This window comes from Acidobacteriota bacterium, from assembly GCA_003225175.1.
Classification (GTDB): Bacteria; Acidobacteriota; Terriglobia; order Terriglobales; family Acidobacteriaceae; genus Gp1-AA112.
Map to the genome: position 1 here is coordinate 22,818 of QIBA01000037.1, position 18,176 is coordinate 40,993.

Genomic DNA, 18,176 nt, shown 5'->3' on the forward strand with positions numbered 1-18,176 from the left:
CTGGCTGTTTCCGTCGCGATGAAACAACTGCAGCACGTAATCTGGTCGAAGGGCACCTTTCTCACCCCGCAACATCTACAAATACAAGACCGTTACATCGAAGATAGCCTGCGCTTCCTCTTCGAATCACTTTCGTTCCGATTCTGGGGATTCGCAAGCCTGCAAATCAATGAAAGCAAACTGACAGAGGGGCTGCTAAGCATCAGCGGCGGTGCAGGCGTAATGCCTGACGGCCTACTATTCGAATTCCCGGGAGCGGACGCTGCTCCGTCATCCCGCCAACTCAACCCATTCTTCAGCGAAGAAAAGGCTAGAGTAGGCGTCTTTCTCGCCGTTCCCGAGCAACGAACGGGGGGGGTTAACGTAAGTCAGCGATCTGACATTAAAGCCCGCTACGTCGCCGAGACTCGCATGCTGCGCGATGAAAACTCAGGCACTTCGGAAAAGCCGATTCAGATCGCAAGGAAGAACCTCCGTTTGCTCGTCGACTCCGAAAGCCGCGAGGGCAGCACTGTAATGCAAGTCGCCGAAGTAGAGCAGGCCGCTGACGGTACCTACCGCCTTGTCCCCGACTATGTTCCGCCCATGATCGACGTTCACGGCAACACCTTCCTGTTGGGTGTGCTCCGCTCGCTGGTGGAGCGCCTAGCGGCCCGCAGCGCCGTGCTGGCAGGTGCCCGAAAGCAAAAAAATCAAAGCTTGGCCGACTTCACTGCCGCCGATGTAGCCAGCTTCTGGCTTCTTTACACGGTGAACTCCCACCTTCCGGTCTTCCGCCACCTGCTCCACCGGTCGGTAGTTCATCCCGAACAGATGTATTCGGCCATGCTCGAACTTGCAGGCGCGCTCACAACTTTTTCACTAACCATCCAGTCCCGTGATCTCCGCGACTACGACCACGAGAACCTGGGCAGCTGCTTTCGTGAACTGAACGAAAAAATTCGCCTCCTGCTGGAAGAGGTGGTCCCAACCAACTTCATTTCCATCCCGCTAAAGTTCGTCCGTGAATCCATCTACGCCGCTGCCATTGACGACGACAAATACCTCAAAGACACTCGTCTCTACCTCGCAGTCAACGCCGAGATGAAAGATGCGGAACTGATCACGCGCACGCCGCAATTGATGAAAGTCGGTGCCGCAGGATATGTAGAAGAAATCGTCCGACATGCACTACCCGGCTTGAAGCTCACCCACGTGCCGTCGCCGCCTTCGGAGATCCCTGTCAAGCTGAAGTACAAGTACTTCAGCCTCGACTCCTCCGGTTCAGTTTGGGAAGGCATTCAGCGCGCCCGTAATGTAGGCGTGTACGCCCCAGCAGATTTCCGCAATGTTGATTTGGAGCTGGTCATTTTGTTGCCAGTGAAGGGCCGGACCTAAACACGTCTCGATCAAATTCCAGCAATCTCTGGTTTCATTGCGGCATGAGAATTTGGCTATTGACACAACCTAACTCGAGGCGTCAGAATCCGGCGCACCTCTCCCAAGTGCCAAAATCTGTCCTAACACGAGCAACGTAACGTAGATAGGCCCGGTACTTAGCCGTTCTTTCTCGAGCTGCTGGGCTTGTTTCCCAAACCGGCGGCAGTAACTGCACGATGTGGAACCAGCATGTTGCATCCGACAAGATCACCAGCCAATTGGCCGCTTCTAAGCGTCGGCAGTCATATTGATGCCGAAGCACGATCTCTTAAAACCGTAAAGTGGACTGCGCTGCTGAGTGCCATTTCGCTGCGACTTACGCCCAAACAGGATTCAGGAAGAATTCCTGATTCGAACATAGGCGCTGCACTGGAACTAGCCGGGTTCCAAATAGGAAATATCAAAGATTTGAGCACGATCCCACACGGATTGCGAGTCGCTGAGCAAATCGGACTGAAAAGTTCGGAGATCGAAGCGATTCTGACTGACGGGACCACTACCAATAATGCGGATTACGAAACTGTGTCCAGGACGTTGCGCATGGCTTTCCGCGTTTACGTTGACAGGATCGAGCAGGAGGCGCGTCGTTGCGACGGCGGCCTCGCGGTGTGGCGGTCGCCTGCCCGCTTCGTACACCTGGGGATATCCGACCGAATCGCCCGATGGTCAACGGGCGCGCCAGATCCGCGGTTGCTTGACTGGGACGGGCGGCGAGTGATGGTTGCCTTCTCCGCTCTGGAGCGCACTGCGTCTGAATTACTTGCATGCTTAGTTTTGTTTGCAGCATTAACGAATCTCAGGCTGCGTAAAAAGGAGTCGGCGGCAGTGGCAGTCAGCGTTGGCGCCGGCAACGCACGGATGCCTGCGGGGACTGAGTCCGCTTCAGTATCCAGATCCAGTTCTGGCCCAAACTTCGGAGCCAGTGATTCTTCTGCACTTCTCAGAAAAATGTTTGCACTCGCTGCGGTTTCGATGGCAAAAGTCGACAAAACCGTCGATCGCATCCGTCTGCCATTATTCGTTCGTACACCAGGTGAGGCGGAGTGATGCCCAGTTATACCCAGGCGAATCGACATATAGCCTTTGAGACTCCTCTTGGTCCCGATGCGCTGTTGCTGAAAAGATTTACAGGCGTCGAGGCCATCTCTGCCTTGTTCAACTTCCAGCTCGACCTCTATTCTGAGGACTCGAAGCTGAAGGCCATTGATGTTGTCGGGCGGCAGGGCACGATCAGTATTACTTCGGAGAACGTAACCCGCTACATCAACGGGATTGTCAGCCGATTTTCCTATAACGGTACTGATCAGCGCTTGAGCCACTATCGTGCCGAACTGGTTCCCTGGCTGTGGATGCTCACGCGTAACGAGAATTGCCGTATCTTTCAGAACAAGTCCGCGCCTGAGATTATTGAAAAAGTCTTCAAAGATCTGGGATTCCAGGACTTTGAGCTCAAGCTTCGGGGCACCTATCACCCATTGGATTACTGCGTTCAGTACCGCGAATCAGATTTCAACTTCGTCGCGCGGCTCATGGAACATAACGGTATCTTTTATTACTTTGAACACTCCGACGATAAACACAAACTCGTGCTTGCTGATGAGGCGTGGTACCCCCCGTGCCTGAACCAGGGGAAGATTCGGTTTGACGCAGGTAGTGCCCGCAAAGTAGACGACGTCATCACATCGTGGGAACACGAGGAGGAGTTGCGACCCGGCGTCTGCACGATGACCGACTATAACTTCGAGACGCCCAACACTAACCTAAACTCGCAAATGAAGACCGTCGTGCCATTGGGTGGAAACCAGATTTTCGAGGTTTATGATTACCCGGGCTTGTACGGCAAAACGGCAGATGGCGACACGCTCACGAAAGTTCGGATCGAGGAGGAAGAATGCGTTGAAACCGTCTGCACCGGCGCGAGTAACAGTAACGCTCTTATCGCTGGGCACAAGTTCGACCTCACTTCCCATCCTCGCAGCGATCAGAACAGCACTTATGTGCTAACCCAGATGCAGCACATCGCTACCGCGCCATACGACACAACCGAGGATGAAGCCGGCTACTACTCCAACAACTTCAAATGTATGCCGGCCTCCAGAACCTTCCGGCCTCCGCGCCTCACTTCCAAGCCTTTCGTGCAAGGACCACAGACTGCATTTGTAGTCGGCCCAAAAGGCTCTGAGATTCACACTGACAAGTACGGCCGAGTGAAGGTGCAGTTCCATTGGGACCGCGAAGGAAAATACGACGACAAGAGCTCCTGCTGGATTCGCGTAGCCCAAGCCTGGGCCGGTAAGCAGTGGGGATCTGTAGGCATACCGCGCATTGGTCATGAAGTAATCGTTGAGTTTCTCGAAGGCGATCCCGATCGTCCTATCATTACCGGGCAGGTCTACAACGCCGGCGCCATGCCCCCTTACCCGCTCCCTGATAACCAGACCAAGACACTTTTCAAAACGCACAGTTCACCGGGCGGTGGCGGCTTCAACGAGCTGCGCTTCGAAGACAAAAAGGCCGACGAACAGATCTTCATTCATGCTGAGAAGAATCTTGATATCCGCGTGAAGAACAACGAATACGAAACGGTTACCAAGGACCTGCACCTGATCGTCGAACAGGACCATTTTGAACACGTCAAGAACGATCATCACGAGACCGTTGATCGCGATTACGTCCAGAAACTCGGGCGCGACCACCATTTAAAAATCGATGGCAAACAGGCGATCTCCGTGGCTGGTAGTCAATCGTTAAAGGTGACAGGCGATGTAGCCGAGCAGTTCAGCGGAAACCACTCTGAGCAGGTTAGTCAGGCGCTTTATCTCAAAGCGGGAATGACGATCGTTCTCGAAGCACCGATGGGAATTACGCTCAAGTGCGGCGGCAACAGCGTTGTCGTCGACACTGTGGGTGTCACCGTGAAAGGCAATCTCATAGTTCTCGATGGCAGCATGGTGAACATCAACTCCGGGCCCGGCTCGCCTCCCGGAAGCGGACAAGCATGCTCGCTCGTGTCTCCCACGGCGGCAAAAACAGCGCAAGAAGCTGATAAGGCCGATCCAGGGCAAATGATGGAGCTGAAGCAACAACAGATGAAGACCGGCACAGGCAAATACGCTCCGGTCCAATTCACTCCGCACAAACCGCAGGCGGGCGGGAGTTCTGGCGCTGGGAGTCAATCGAAGCAGCAGACACATTGGATTGAGATCAAGTTGGTTGATACCGACAACAAGCCAGTGCCAGGAGAGGCATATCGCATAATCCTTCCCGACGGCCAAACGGCGGCGGAAGGAACGCTCGATGAAAAAGGGTTTGCTCGCGTTGATGGAATCGATCCGGGCACGTGCAAAGTTACGTTCCCGAATCTGGACAAATCTGTCTGGAAACCGAAGTAGAGAGGTTCAGGAGGATCAAATGCCCCCAGCAGCGCGAGTGTCTGACATGCACACCTGCCCCATGGTGACTGGAACCGTACCTCACGTCGGCGGACCGATCCTTCCTCCGGGCTGCCCGACCGTGATCATTGGTTTCTTACCAGCCGCGCGCGTGGGTGACATGACCACATGCGTTGGTCCACCGGATTCGATTATTAAAGGATCGAGCAGCGTCATGATCGGGAACATGCCCGCCGCGCGAATTGGTGATCAGACCACGCACGGAGGCGTCATCGTGCTCGGGGAGTTTACAGTCATGATCGGAGGGTGAGCACGCAGTAATTAATTTGTGCTATGCGAGGCCCGAAATGCCCACTGCCTGCGATGACATTGCAATCGATTTTGGCTCCGTGCGAAACCGATTCTTCAAGTTTTTCGGATTCGACGTAACGGATTCGACTGCATCCTTGTGGGACTATACTTATGACCTCGCAAAAACGAAGTTTGAAGGTAAAACCCAACCCATACTCGGTCCAGATTGCCGCTTTACACCATTCGCGTTTGGCTGCTTTGCCGCTCCTACTGGAGTGGGTGGCCCAGAAGGACCGACGCCTTGGGATCATGTGGTCTTGCGGCCAGGTTCAGACACCTTCGTGTATATGGACGTAGGATTCTGGGGAGGTCACCGACGAGACTTCGGATTAGTATGTGGGCCTCATGTCTGGCTGTGCCAATTCGGTCAGCAACGTGGGGCGCCTGCCCCGATTAACTCCACAGACGCGCCTTCGAATGCTCTCTGGTCTTTCTATCAGTTCATGGGGAATTTTGGGGTAGCGAATTACGCGGTATCCTCGCATGTCGAGCAAGCTGCGGATTCGACTCAGATCCGATTGATACTGCCAGACATGCACATGTGGCCTGATCCCCAGGGGCTTTGCGACCGTCGCCATGAGTTTCTCCGGTTTTGGGACTTCGTTGCGCAGCCATTTTCGCAACTGGTTGCACTCCAACATCTTGAAAATGTTCCGGCGATGCATAAGGAGGAAAGAGAGCATGCTTTCGGCTCGGCAGGTTACGATCTCGTTCGTCTTTTAAGTCAAGTCCAATGTGCAAGGGAGGCCGGTTTCGAGATCGAGGTGACGCAGCTCGGTGATCTTTTTGAGATGTGGGCGCCGATCGCGACGCTCATCGATAATCTTCCACTGGATCCGGACCACTATCTGCAATCAACGGAAGTCGCGGCTGAGAATATCCCCAAATGGCTACAATTGGTCTATCAGAATCCCGCAAATCAATTAGCACTGGATCTATTGCTCGATCCTGCAATGAATTGCCAACACGTTTATGGCAATCATGACGTATACATGGCAACTGACTGGAAATCGACTGGAATTGAGAAGATAGATTGCCTTAAAGGTTCACGAGCATGGCTGCTAAAGGATTTACTGTGGATCGAGCATGGTCATCGCTTTCAAGTTAATAACAGCGACGGTTATTGGGTGGCAAAGGATCTGTTCCACCCGGCTGGGCCTGACGTGACAACCAAGGTGAATTATTGGCCTTACCTTCGGAAGTTCACGGACCTTGTTGATAATCCTCAGGAAAACCTGTATTGCAGGAATATTCCTTACGCAAGCGTCTGGTATCTTCTTGCTCACCATGCAGAGATTGAACAGGACAGCAAGAAGACGTTGTTCTTTAAACCGCCGGGATTTAGGATTTTTTGCCAAGGCCATACGCATAACCCGGTACTACTGAAGATTCACGTGTCTTGGCGCAACGTCGACGCAGTATTTGTATCTCCAGACGTTCCCGCCAAGACGGCAGCGGCCGCTGCTGGCCAAAACGTGGGCGCAAAATGAGTCAGGCAGAGCTTGGTTTTTACCATATCGTCACTTCCGGCGAATGGATTTCAAAAATCGCTGCAATATACGGCTTCGCAGATTGGAAGCAGATCTGGAACGCACCGGAAAATGCCGACCTTCGGAGCCAGCGCTCAGATCCAAACGTCATTTATCCGGGGGACCAAGTCTACGTTCCCCAGCGCAAGCTCCGCGAAGAGAGTTGTAGCAGCGACAAGCGTCACAACTTTGTTCTCGGGAAAAACAAAAAGCGATTGAAAATCAAGCTCGAGAATGCAGTCGGTGTCCCGCGAACGAATATTCCCTGCATGCTGGTGATCGACACCAAGGAATATAAGGGACTAAAGACTGATAGCAAAGGAATGATCGACGTTCTGATAAGTGACACAGCTGAAGGAGGATGGTTGTTTGTAGGTGGCGACCAACGCGAGCGGTATCAGGTTAGACTAGGCCACCTTGATCCCATCGATATGGTAAAGGGCTATCAGCAACGGCTGCATAATCTTGGTCATTACAAGGTTAGGGTCGATGGCATCACTGGACCATTTACCAATTTAGCTATTCGCGCCTTTCAAGAGAGGGAGAACTTAATCGGCCGTAGTCCCGCACTGAAGGTTGACGGGATCATGGGCCCAAAAACTCAACAGGCGCTCTTGGATCGGCACGGGTACTGATGCCTTCGAACGGGCAGAATCTTCCCCGCGTGAGAAACGGAATTGAGTAAGAAGGATGAGTACAGCAACCGCAGAAGTAATTGACCACGAAATCGCTCAAGGCGAATGCTTGTCTTCCATCGCAAAGCAGTACGGCTTTGATTGGCAATTTATCTGGAACCACGCGCTGAATGCCGACTTGCGCAAGCTGCGAAAGACACCGAATGTCTTAAAGCCCGGAGACGTTCTTCACATTCCTGCCAAAGAAATAAAGCACGAAGATCGCGCGGCTGACGCTCTACATAATTTTCAGATCACCGGCGTTCCTACCAAACTGATTTTGCGGCTGATGCGTGGTGGCAAGCCACTCGCAAACGAGAACTACACTCTACGAATTTCTAGTGGAGCCGCCATTACGGACAAGACTGACAGCACCGGAAAAATCGAGAAGGTTATCCCCGCAAACGAAACCTACGCCAGCCTCTTGTTAAGTAATGGTCTGGAGGAATATCCGCTAAAATTGGCCCATCTCGATCCAGTAGAAACAACGACTGGACTGCAGGCGCGTCTCCGTAATCTTGGCTTCTACGGTGGATCTGTCGACGATTGCGATTCGCCGCTGCTCATTGTGGCTCTGAAAGCGTTTCAGAAAAAAAACGGTTTGAATGAAACCGGTGCTCCCGACGATCCGACCAGGGAGAAACTGAAGTCGGTCCATGGAAGCTAGAAAGTAAAGCAAGGCTCTGACTGAGTTACGCCGGTACCTCTTCCAGAGGCGATACCGGGAAATCACCAGGCGCAGAGAAAGGCGGCCATGACGGTGGAGCTTCCCTCGCACGTGGGTTAGGCACATCCTTTGTTTGATTGGCGAAATCGAAGTTCCCCGGTACCTGATTATGGCTAACCTGTGCGCCTTCACCTTGGCTAGCGAGCGTATTTGCATATGCTTCCGCCTGCGGTCCGCTTCCGTTGTATGCTTTCCAAGCGCGGTGAGCCCAATCGTTCCAGTGAATATTGGCTTGATATTTATGGCGTAGGTGTTCAAAAAACTCATTGATACCTCGGCGTACGCTCGCTCGCCAATCCCAGACGGTCTCACGGCCGACAATTCTCCCTGGTAGTTTTGTGTACTGCAGAATGCCTACGCCCCAGTCGAATGAGACGTTCGGGAAATATTCCGGATCATCAGGATAGTCAAACAAAACCGCACAATCAGGCTGAGCAGCATTGTTCTGGTGGTGCTTCTGAACGAAGTGCATCGTCGCCCTTGTTTGTGCAGTTTTGAGAAACTGCTTGAACCCGCTCTCGTGTGCAGCCACGGCCCGCACCATGTGAATAATGTTCGTGTCGCGACCCGCGAGTTGCCGGTCGATGTAACTCAACACCTCCGCCTGAGCGGGATTGTTCCCGCCGATGCGTAAGTGAACGTAATCGCGCAATATGACAGAACAGGAGGGAGGAAGTGCTCCGACCTCAAGAATTGCATGGCCACCCATGACCGGTGCGTCGACGTCGTTTGAGTTGTAGTCGTAGTCAATGTCAGGATCCGTCGCGGCCTGAAAAAGAGTGAAAGCTGCTTTTCGACTCTTTCCCTGCCATTCGTCATCAAGGACCTCGCATTGTCCGCGGTAACGATAAGGACCATGCGTTGCCGGCGGCTCTACTCCACCTACATTCCAATGTCGGCACAAGACATGTCGACAATGTAGCCGCCAGTAAATTGGAACGTCCGCCGGATCAAAGCCAGATATGGTGCATTGGACCTTGATTTGCGGCATGCGCGGCTCAGTCGTAATACGGAAATCCTTGCCACTATTGTTGTTGAAAGTTTGACCGCGGGGAAAGACTCCGTCTTGATAGCCGGGTGGATCGTTTCGATCCAGATTGCTGATCTGCAGAAGGAATCCACCGCACTCGATAGTGTTGAAGTCCGAAGTACCGTTTGCCGTACGACACACCAGCAATTCTGGAGTGTCACTGGAGTTGCGCCGTTCAGGGACAGTCAGGCCCTGATCCTTTTCGGCAAATGTATTGTCAAGGATGTGATACGACGGTTGATGCGGCGCCATTCTTCTTTACTCCTGTCGCAAATGCTATACGCGAGAATTCATAAGTCGCGGTGCCGGCGCAGGGATTGGCGCCGGTTCGGCATTGCCACGTACATTCAAGTCGAACTGATGCTGCGTGCCCATCTTTTGCTTCCGTGACCGTGGGCGCACAGAATGCCTGGCCCGGCAGATCGTTCTTCAACTCCCAAGCTTGCTGGGTCTTGCAAATTTTTCCGTTATTTCCGTCTTCGTGTACCCAGTCGGCATCTCGGCTTCCTTTGCATTTCAATCCGATGAGTTCCCAGTCAATGCATCGATTTTCGCCGGAGGCAACCTCTGATACATGAGAGCGCGCTGTGCAGCTGAGGTTCGCGGCGTCCAAGTTACCGCGCATGCGGTAAAACCATTCGCTGTCAGCCAGCTTTGCTTTATCCTCGCCGTGTTCCGACTGTGCTTGAGATTCCGCCTGCGCTTCGTGAGGTAATGCTGAAGTTGCTACTCGCGCAGACGACGAGGCTATATGCGTCTCGCTAGGGCGTTGCTCGAATCTGTCGCATCCAATCTCGAAAACTGCGCTAAGCATTGCCAACGCAGTTACGATGTTTAACCTCCGCCTTCTAGCCCACACACTCATCGGACGTGCCTCTATGGTTTTTTCTTGAATTGCTTACCCCGGTCCTCAGCTTTTTTCTTGAATCGCTGTCCGCGATCCTCTAGATATTGCCACTGCGGACGCCAAGCAAGCAGGTCACTTCCAGTGTCGCGCTGTGTATGCAGCCAGTTTAATTGCTGAGTGTCGAAACTAGCTCCAAACAGCTGTGCTGCTCGCAGCGCCTTGGCTCGAACCAGTTCATGTTCCTCATCGCCGGGGTCAACAGGTTTCTCATGTTCTCTCGCACGTTCAACAAATGTTCGGGCGATATGTGCCCGCAGATCTGGTGCGCGACTCGACATGCGCAGCAAAGTTATTCCCGCCCAGTAAGCCAAAGCCGGAGTCGCGTAGTCCTCAGTCTCAAGATACAAGCGCGCCAGCCGGGAGATCTGCTCGGTAGGACTTAACTGTAGGATGCGCTGCCGAAGGGCGATTTCGCTTTCAGTCCGGGCAACATCGCCCCCCAAATACTCCTCGAGTTCATCAACCTCGTTACGCAAGCCACTGACTTGGCGGTCGCGGTGTTCTCTTTCCGCGTCCGCGAGTTGACGCTGCGCCGCTTGCATGTGTGTAGTAACCCATTGCCGATGCTGCGCGATCGCGGCAGGCGATCCCAAGGCTTGGCATACCTCCAGTATTAGCTGCCTTTGCGATTCGATGTCAGCGCGATTTTCAAGCTGCCTGAGATATTCCTGTGCGGCGTTTGCAACTTGTGTTTCATTGCCAATCCAAGCAAGTGTCACTAACAAGACGGCGGCTTTCGGGACGCCTGTCGCGTCCGCTTCCTTTTCTGTTAGCAGGTTTTCAAAGCCGCCGGATGTTTCGCTGAGCTGATAGAAGACCGCCAGCCGGGAGAGCTTGCGCAGATTTCCGAGCGACTGTGTCGACGTAAGGTGCTCGCGCACGAAGCGAACAGCTTCGGCTCGGTTTTCTATTGCCGGCGGCGGAACCACATTGTATTTCGCATTGGCTGCCAAATAGCCGGCAAGGCGTTCGCTCTCATTCAACACTTGCTGATCAATCATTTTCTGCTCTCCAGTTGCAACTACTCCGGTCGCGAGCAGCGCGGCAACGGCCGCACAGCGCGCAAATTTGTATGCTGTGCGTGGGGTTTGCTCAGGCACGGATCACCATCCATCCAACAGTGCAGCATTGCCAGTTCGAATAAACATCACCGGATTGCCTGCAGGCTTGCCATCGCTGAAGGCTATCTTCTTCGGCGGAAGAGGGTCGCTGATGCGCTTGGGACCGTTCACGACGCGCTCATGTGAGCCAACCGGCGAACCCGCGCCCATCATCTCGGTTGCAGGAATCGCATGCCCCCGGTCCATTAAGATGTGCCCCATTTCGTGCGGCACGGTGGTGTGGAAATTATCTGCCTTAACTATCGTCTGTTTGAAGATAAGTGCGCTGTTGACCATTTCGTCGATTGGTTGCTCCTTGGGCGGGTCCGCAGCATTTGGAGGAAATGCTTCCCCGCAAGAACCGGCGCTGAGCGTATCAACGATGAAAATATCTATCCGATCGGAACCGCTGTTGTAGTTCTTGACGAGTACGCGCTCTTGTAGAGTTCCCACGTGCGCATTGGTGCCATCGAATTCTTGTACCTTCGCTCCAACGATTCTGCCAACGCTCACCGGATGTTTAGCATCGTTGTTCTTGACAATTGTTAGGCGAACGTCTTCGTTCAGCGGATCGCCAATCACAATATCTGCGGTGCGATAGACCTGGCCGATGAGCGGCGGGTTCTCTGTCACCGTAACTGTCGTTGTAAGGGGCGGCAGCGCAGCCGTAAACGAAGCTCTGATAGCATCGGCCAGAGCGTTCGCGGTTGCGATTGGCTTCTCCTTTGCGACGGTTGTAGTCTCAACTGTTTCATCAAACATAGCTCCAACACGTAGGCGGATAGAGATTTTTTTTCCCCCCACCGCACGTCGCGCCCAGCCGTTTGCGACCGCTATCATGTTCGCGGGAGCGGGAACTTCGCGAACCTGCTGTACCATTGTCAAACTTAGATTCGCCTGTGCGTAGAGCTCGCGCACGTACTTCAGGCAACTTCGGCGTGCTTGGTCAATTGTTGAAACCGGGACTCCCGTTTTGCCATTTTTTAGGATATGTACCGCCATCTTGGCGCGTTGCTTCGACTCGCCAACATCCAGCTCTTCTGTCGCGTGACACTTCGTAGCACCGGTGGCAGGACATTTTGAATACTCGTAGGTTGCGCGCACTCGCTGGTCCAGGATTTCGACGGCTTCATCGCCATCGTCTACGAGCGTACCAACTAGCAGAGTCTGCTCGTTAACAGACTTTTTGTCATCGTGGTCTACAACCAGGCGCAGATACTTGGAACGATAGGCAGGAGCCGAGCGTACTTTTTTGCACTTCAATGTTGTGATCCGACGGTCAGCTTCATGTCCCACGCTTGCAAACAAGATATGGTGATCAATCGTGCCATCAGCTGCGTACACTGGTCGGAGCGCCTCCAGACGAACATTTACAGTACCTCCTGCTGCTGGATCGACGACTTCCACTTTGAAAGTATCGCCGTCGCGATCTCCTTTTGAATCGAATCCAAATCCCGGCGGCAGATCAATATCAGTCCTAATGTTGCTCACATTCAGGACTAAAAGCGTGTCATCATCAGCGTATGTCTTTGTGCCCGAACCGTGCACAAAGCGAACAGAGAATGGAGGTGACGTGAGTTTGACGAAGGTCGAAGTAGTATCAGTTGATTTGGATTCGTCCTTGATGTCCCGTTCGGGGACGACGACGATGTCGCCGGGTTCGAGGTGGCGACTTGTAACAAAATCTTTGCCAGCATTCGCATCCCGCAAACGCTGACAGTGTTCGAATCCAGCTTCGATAGCCAGCAGGCAAAGCGAATCTCCGGATTCCGCTTTCAGTTTCAGTGGCGGTCCATTATCGACAACCGTCGCCATGCTGCAGTCTCCGTTGCCAAAATGAGGATTGATCGGGAGGTCTTATATCCGAAATCCGCCTCCCACGCAAGGAGTACGGACTGAGACATCCCTGCAATGGGGGCAAGACATTCGCCTGAGTGAACGTGTGTTTCGGCATTAGGCCGCCTTGTGAAGAGAACGTAAACCGGGTGGTCTGGAGATTGCTTCGTGACAGATTACATTCACGCGCCTAATTCGCCAACGGATTATCAAAATCGAACCCATACAGCCGAGGATTCTCCCCAATCACAGCAGCGGAAGTGATGTAGAACACGTAGTCGTAGGTCTCTTGCGGGATCTTGTCTTTGTGTTTGGAGAGTAGTTGCCAGAAGTTGCGGTCTTTTGGGTTAGCTGGCATGCTGCGGACTAATGGCAGCACCTGGTTTTCGCCCCAGTTGTAGCAGGCCATTACCAGGAAGCCGGAGGCTTGGGCGTCTGTGCTGTAGAGATCCTTCAGGTAGCGGGCTGCGGCTTTGGTGGCTTTTTCGTATTGATCTCGTTCATCGGAGGGGTCTGGCCGTCTGAGGTCGACCAGAGGCCCGAGGTGCAGGCTGTACTTCACTGCAGTTTCGGGAATGAATTGCCACATCCCTTTGGCGTAGCCCTTTCTTGTCATCGGACCGCTGATATACGGGTCGAAGTTGCTCTCCTGCAGTGCGAGATAAAAGAACTGCGGCGGAAGTCCCTGGGCCAATAGTTCATTCGCAATTTTGCTCGTGTATCCGTTTGCTTTTGCTGTCTGGATTGCCTTCGCGTACCTGCCTGAACCCTGCCACTTCTTGATGTACTTGTTAATTTCCTCGCTAAAACCCGGCGGCATATCTAATTCGCTCTCACCGAAGATGCGTGCGATGCGAAGTATGTTTCGATCCTGCTCCGTCATTTTGGGATTGTAGATATGCAAGGTCGCTAGAAAGTGGTCGTAGCTTTGCTCCACCTCTTTCCGCCGATTCCGATATTTCTGGATCTCGTCGAGGCCGATTTTACTGTCCGTCTGTGCTACCAGCCTCTCCAGGTTGGCTACATCGAGATCGAGAGACTTCATCGTGTAGAACAGCTCTTGCGCAACAGCTCTCTGCTTAAGACTCTGCTGGTGCTCATAAAAGGCAAACGCTCCAGCAAGTACCACGACAAATACAAGGGCCGCGATGATGCCTCCGTACTTCCTCTTCTGCTTGGCTTGAACATAGGCAAATGCCTGTCGCACACGAAACGTATGTTCACCAACCGTTTCGCCCTCAACCGACTTTCCGAAGTAGTGCTGAAGGTAATGCGCCAGCGAGGTATTTTTCTGGACCTCTGCTTTGCCCGGCTCGCCCCACTGGAGAACTGGTTTTGGGCTGGCCAGTTTCTCTACTTCAAAGTGAACCTCAGTGCCCTCATTTCCAAGCCGGATGGTTAACCTCTGTCCGATAGACATGTGCTGGATGCGCTGCCCACTGACATAAGTGCCGTTGCTGCTTTCCAGGTCTCGAACCCACCACTGGCCACTTTCAAAAGCGATCTCGGCATGATGACGGCTAACGTGTTCGTCTTTGATGCAAACGTCGCATTCGTCAAGACGTCCGATGCGGAACGATCGTTGGAACCTAAACTCCTGTCGCCGACCGGGACTCTTCTCAAAACTGATTTTCAGCAGAGGAACTAGACCGGCCTGTTTGGCGACAGACGACATGAGGGTTGGTAGTTTATAACAACGACTTGATGCTGGACTGACTTCGTCAGTCTTCTCAAAGCCGCGAAAATTCGTTACTTGGCTGCGCAACGCAAGCCATCCAAAAATCCTTTTCTGAAGACCTGGGCGCCTTGTGTGTCGAGCTCGTAGCGCACAGCAGTGCGTGCGCCTTCACTGATGCTTTTGTGGCCGAACTGAAGTTGCAGGGGCCACTCTAGCGTGGCGGGATTTCCTCCGGTCCAGTCGGCACTCTGGAAGAACTCGAACAGTGACCATGGACCTTGTCCCGTGAGAGGTGGCAGCGTTACGGCTCCTGAGGTTGCGGTTAGCGACACGCTTGATGTGTCACTGCCAGTCCACACGAACTGTTGGCGGGCGGCGCTGGCCAGGGTCTGGCCATCGATCACGATCGTCGCCTGATCGATTCCTTTGCTTGGCAGTTGGCGTAGTGCGAAGGTTAGGTGGATCGTCGGTGAATTGTTCGGAAACAGCGTCTCGCTGAACTGGGCTGCCCTCTCCATGAAGCTCACAAAACGAGGTGAGACCGGGACTGTACCGGTGGGAATGAATTGATTTCCCTGGCGCTGGAGAATGCTCTTGAGCTGTGAGTCGTAGAGCGTCCACAGCCTTCCCGTTTGGGGACGGAACAGATCCTGTACCTCCTGCAAAGTGGCTCTTTGGCTTGCCTTGGGATTGAACGGGTATTTCGCCGTTACCTGATTCACAATGTGGCATGCGTCGTCCGCGCCCATGGCTCCGGCGGCAGACAGGGCCGCCTCGGTCTTGATGATCGGATCATCCATCAGCTGCTTTACATGCGCGTCAATTCGGCCTTGGGTATCGATGCGGAAGCCCTGAGCGATTTGCGTAACCGTGCCGTGCGCAGTAGAGGCCGCCTGCGAGCCCTGCCCCAAAAGTGCCGGATCGGGCTTAGGAGCACTCGACACTGCAGTAATCACCGATGTCAACTGCGACAGAGCGCCCATATACACCTGGTTCCCCGGACCTAGCAACTTTTCCTGGCTCGAATCCTTAGCCAACGTCTGCACCGAGTCGAAGACCTCGCGAATTGCGGGCGCCTCCACTGCGGTATTTTCTTTTGCCAGCCAGAAGAGCGCCAAAAGGGGAGAGTCATTGCCGATGAGGCGCGAGAGCTTATCTGCTGCATCTTTCAGATCCTGGTAGTTGACTACGTGCGCGGATCTGAGGAATGCGCGCCACTTTGCCGCATAGTCACTGTAGTACCGGATGGGCAACTGCGATCGCAATGATTCCAATGAGATATTCAGCGCGGTCTGGGGACCTAAGACCCACTCTTCTCCCCTGAATTTTTCAGGATTCTGCATGGACTTCTCCATGGCCTGAAATGCATTTTTCGTAAAGGCTGCGGGAACCTCATAGGTGTCGACGACGACCTGTGCCGATCCGGGAAACTGGCGGTTGAAGTTGATGCCGGATTTTCCGCGTGCGGCATCATCGAGCATTGCCTGATAGACGGTCTCGATACCGCTGAACTGCTTCAGATAAGTCCGGCTTCGCTCCACAGCCACTGTGTCGATTTCAGACGAGTACGGATTCGCCGCAATCAGCTCGGCGGAGTAGAACGCAAACTGTTTGCGGATCAAGTCCTGTGTGGCTGGGTCCGTCGTGCGCCGGAAGGTATTCGAGCGTTCCAGCAAGGCCGGAACAAACCCAGTCCAATCGGCCTTCTCATGATGCGACGTGGTTATCAAGTAAGTCTTCAGCGTCGTGTACATCTGCTGAAAGTCATCGCTGCTGCGCGTCGCCGGAGGCTGCTTCAGACTAACCAACATGTTTGCCTGGCCGGAAGAGAGGAGTAGGCGTTGGAAATAACGGATGTACAGTGCGTGTGCGTCTGGATAGATGCGATCTCCGGAATAAAGACCCAGGCGATAACCGAATGGCGCTCCGTCTTTCTCGTACGACTGCAGATCAGCGAGCCCCGCGCGCATCTTCTCGAGCTCCTGTAATTGATCCAGAGAAGGCGTGTCGGTCGGAGCAGGAGAAGTCTTTGCGAGAGATTCGGCGGAGGCCGCGATACTCTGCTCGAGCGAGCGATTGTTGGAAAAGGAAATCGCAGCGAGCATAAGCACCACTAGACAAAGCAGCGCTGCGATTCCAAACAGAATGCGGCGCGTAACTTGCACGTGCGCGCTCTCGCCACTCGCGCCCAGCGCTCCGCGATCGCGCAGAATGACTTCATTGAACAAGTGCGGCAGGAAGGTCCATTCCGGGACTTTGCGCGATTGCACGACTCGCGCCGCGGGCTGAGCTTGTGCCTGGACCTGAATATCGGAGGTTCGGAACATTCGTGTCGCCCCTCCGCCGGCGCTCGCAAGCGCGGCGGAAGTGGCTGGGGCAGCAGCCGCGACAGACTCCATTATGATTACGGGCCTTATGCCAGAGAAGTAATAACCGCGCAGAAAGCAGTTGGAGCCGAGTTGTGTGGGTTTCGTCAGCTCGATGAGAAATGGGGAAACGACACTGCGCAGTTTGCGGAGTTCGCGGGGAAACTCATAGAGCGATGGCAGGCGTTCAGCCGCGGCTTCGCGCGGCAGGTATTCGATGCGTTTCTCGGAAAGTGAATAGACAAGCTGATCAAAAGTCTGGTTAACGCGATTGTTCTCTTCTTCAACGAAGAGACCTTGACCGCCTTTGCGCCGGGGAAGCGTTACTCCCAAGATTTCGCCGGATTCCGATTGAGTCAAATTTGAAACAAATTCAGTAAAGTGCGGCAACCGGTCCATGCGCGTGAAGAGCGTGTACACCGGGAAATCCGCACCCAGGGAAGCGGCCATTTGCCTTAGGGACGAGGCGAAGCGCCGTGCTGAAGCAGCGAGGGCATCGCCGCCGGACGCAAACTTTTCGCTGTCGAAGCACATGAGCACCGCGCGGGAGGCAAATTGTCCCTTCCCAAATGCGGACTTTATCTGGCTTGGACGCGTTTTTTGCAGAACACGAGCCCAGCTCCCGGCATCGGACGCAATCCTTGCTGAGACCTCGATAAACACCGTCTTGCGGGTAAACCACACATTAAGGACGCCGGTTGAAGCAACATCAGAGCCGTCATACACCTGCCCGGCGAGAAGCTCCGGCTCGAGTCCGGAATGCAGGATGACGGAGGTCTTTGCGCTTCCACTCTCGCCAAGAATAAAGATGACGGGCATGGACGCGATGGTCGTTGAAGCGGCCCGTGAGGCCTTTAGTTTCCTGTCCGCTTCCCTCAGCAGTACATCGATTTCAGTCCCGGCTGCGGCAACGCCCGCTCCGGACTCTTCCCGCTTCACCTTGCGATCAAACCAGAGAAACAGCCCGGCACCTGCGAGGCAGAGCAAGGAAAGGATTCCGCGAAGCACCCACACACTCGTACCCTGCAGGTGAAGGATCGAGCCGACCAGCCATGAAAGGACCAGGCAAACAAGCAGCACGACGGCCGTGATGATGTAAATCCCCATTTCGAGCCCCTTACAGGACGCTTGCGAGTTGCAGCGTCATGAATTCCCATTGCGACATTC

General features: G+C 53.9%; 13 protein-coding genes. 7 read left to right on the forward strand and 6 right to left on the reverse strand.

Features of this window, described 5'->3' with window-relative positions:
* Positions 1-18 precede the first annotated feature (18 nt).
* From tssK to DMG62_07400, 7 genes are all read left to right on the forward strand, one after another.
* A complete protein-coding gene (gene tssK, locus DMG62_07370; GenBank protein PYY23480.1) occupies positions 19-1,377 on the forward strand; it encodes a type VI secretion system baseplate subunit TssK in 1,359 nt (452 codons plus the stop codon).
* Positions 1,378-1,608: 231 nt separating this feature from the next.
* Positions 1,609-2,466, forward strand: coding sequence for a hypothetical protein (locus tag DMG62_07375; protein PYY23481.1), 858 nt, complete (start codon positions 1,609-1,611; stop codon positions 2,464-2,466).
* Positions 2,466-4,811, forward strand: coding sequence for a type VI secretion system tip protein VgrG (locus DMG62_07380; GenBank protein PYY23482.1), 2,346 nt, complete (start codon positions 2,466-2,468; stop codon positions 4,809-4,811). The genes DMG62_07375 and DMG62_07380 overlap by 1 nt, the downstream gene beginning before the upstream one ends.
* Positions 4,812-4,830: 19 nt before the next feature.
* On the forward strand, positions 4,831-5,121 hold the full coding sequence (locus tag DMG62_07385; GenBank protein ID PYY23483.1) for a type VI secretion protein: 291 nt from the start codon (positions 4,831-4,833) through the stop codon (positions 5,119-5,121).
* Positions 5,122-5,158: 37 nt separating this feature from the next.
* The gene (locus DMG62_07390; protein ID PYY23484.1) at positions 5,159-6,652 is read left to right on the forward strand and encodes a hypothetical protein; all 1,494 of its coding nucleotides are present in this window, start codon (positions 5,159-5,161) and stop codon (positions 6,650-6,652) included.
* Positions 6,649-7,326: a hypothetical protein gene (locus DMG62_07395; protein ID PYY23485.1), complete on the forward strand. Its 678-nt coding sequence runs from the start codon at positions 6,649-6,651 to the stop codon at positions 7,324-7,326. Before DMG62_07390 ends, DMG62_07395 begins: the two co-directional genes overlap by 4 nt.
* Positions 7,327-7,381: 55 nt before the next feature.
* Entirely contained in the window at positions 7,382-8,032 is a 651-nt protein-coding gene (locus DMG62_07400; protein PYY23486.1) for a hypothetical protein, read from the forward strand.
* A 25-nt stretch (positions 8,033-8,057) separates the two neighbouring features.
* On the opposite strand, the gene DMG62_07405 is transcribed toward DMG62_07400, so the two are convergent.
* From DMG62_07405 to DMG62_07430, 6 genes are all read right to left on the reverse strand, one after another.
* Positions 8,058-9,374, reverse strand: coding sequence for a hypothetical protein (locus DMG62_07405; GenBank protein ID PYY23487.1), 1,317 nt, complete (start codon positions 9,372-9,374; stop codon positions 8,058-8,060).
* A complete protein-coding gene (locus DMG62_07410; protein ID PYY23488.1) occupies positions 9,340-9,936 on the reverse strand; it encodes a hypothetical protein in 597 nt (198 codons plus the stop codon). Before DMG62_07410 ends, DMG62_07405 begins: the two co-directional genes overlap by 35 nt.
* A 62-nt stretch (positions 9,937-9,998) precedes the next feature.
* A complete protein-coding gene (locus DMG62_07415; protein PYY23489.1) occupies positions 9,999-11,129 on the reverse strand; it encodes a hypothetical protein in 1,131 nt (376 codons plus the stop codon).
* A 3-nt stretch (positions 11,130-11,132) separates the two neighbouring features.
* On the reverse strand, positions 11,133-12,944 hold the full coding sequence (locus DMG62_07420; GenBank protein PYY23490.1) for a hypothetical protein: 1,812 nt from the start codon (positions 12,942-12,944) through the stop codon (positions 11,133-11,135).
* 211 nt (positions 12,945-13,155) lie between these two features.
* Positions 13,156-14,640 carry a hypothetical protein gene (locus DMG62_07425; GenBank protein ID PYY23491.1) on the reverse strand — a complete coding sequence of 495 codons (1,485 nt, stop codon included), beginning with the start codon at positions 14,638-14,640 and terminating at the stop codon, positions 13,156-13,158.
* 74 nt (positions 14,641-14,714) lie between these two features.
* A complete protein-coding gene (locus DMG62_07430; protein PYY23492.1) occupies positions 14,715-18,116 on the reverse strand; it encodes a hypothetical protein in 3,402 nt (1,133 codons plus the stop codon).
* Positions 18,117-18,176 lie beyond the last annotated feature (60 nt).

Coding starts and splice junctions, on each gene's coding strand:
- tssK (PYY23480.1), top strand. CDS start 19: ATGAAACAACTGCAGCACGTAATCTGGTCGAAGGGCACCTTTCTCACC.
- DMG62_07375 (PYY23481.1), top strand. CDS start 1,609: ATGTTGCATCCGACAAGATCACCAGCCAATTGGCCGCTTCTAAGCGTC.
- DMG62_07380 (PYY23482.1), top strand. CDS start 2,466: ATGCCCAGTTATACCCAGGCGAATCGACATATAGCCTTTGAGACTCCT.
- DMG62_07385 (PYY23483.1), top strand. CDS start 4,831: ATGCCCCCAGCAGCGCGAGTGTCTGACATGCACACCTGCCCCATGGTG.
- DMG62_07390 (PYY23484.1), top strand. CDS start 5,159: ATGCCCACTGCCTGCGATGACATTGCAATCGATTTTGGCTCCGTGCGA.
- DMG62_07395 (PYY23485.1), top strand. CDS start 6,649: ATGAGTCAGGCAGAGCTTGGTTTTTACCATATCGTCACTTCCGGCGAA.
- DMG62_07400 (PYY23486.1), top strand. CDS start 7,382: ATGAGTACAGCAACCGCAGAAGTAATTGACCACGAAATCGCTCAAGGC.
- DMG62_07405 (PYY23487.1), bottom strand. CDS start 9,374: ATGGCGCCGCATCAACCGTCGTATCACATCCTTGACAATACATTTGCC.
- DMG62_07410 (PYY23488.1), bottom strand. CDS start 9,936: ATGCTTAGCGCAGTTTTCGAGATTGGATGCGACAGATTCGAGCAACGC.
- DMG62_07420 (PYY23490.1), bottom strand. CDS start 12,944: ATGGCGACGGTTGTCGATAATGGACCGCCACTGAAACTGAAAGCGGAA.
- DMG62_07425 (PYY23491.1), bottom strand. CDS start 14,640: ATGTCGTCTGTCGCCAAACAGGCCGGTCTAGTTCCTCTGCTGAAAATC.
- DMG62_07430 (PYY23492.1), bottom strand. CDS start 18,116: ATGGGGATTTACATCATCACGGCCGTCGTGCTGCTTGTTTGCCTGGTC.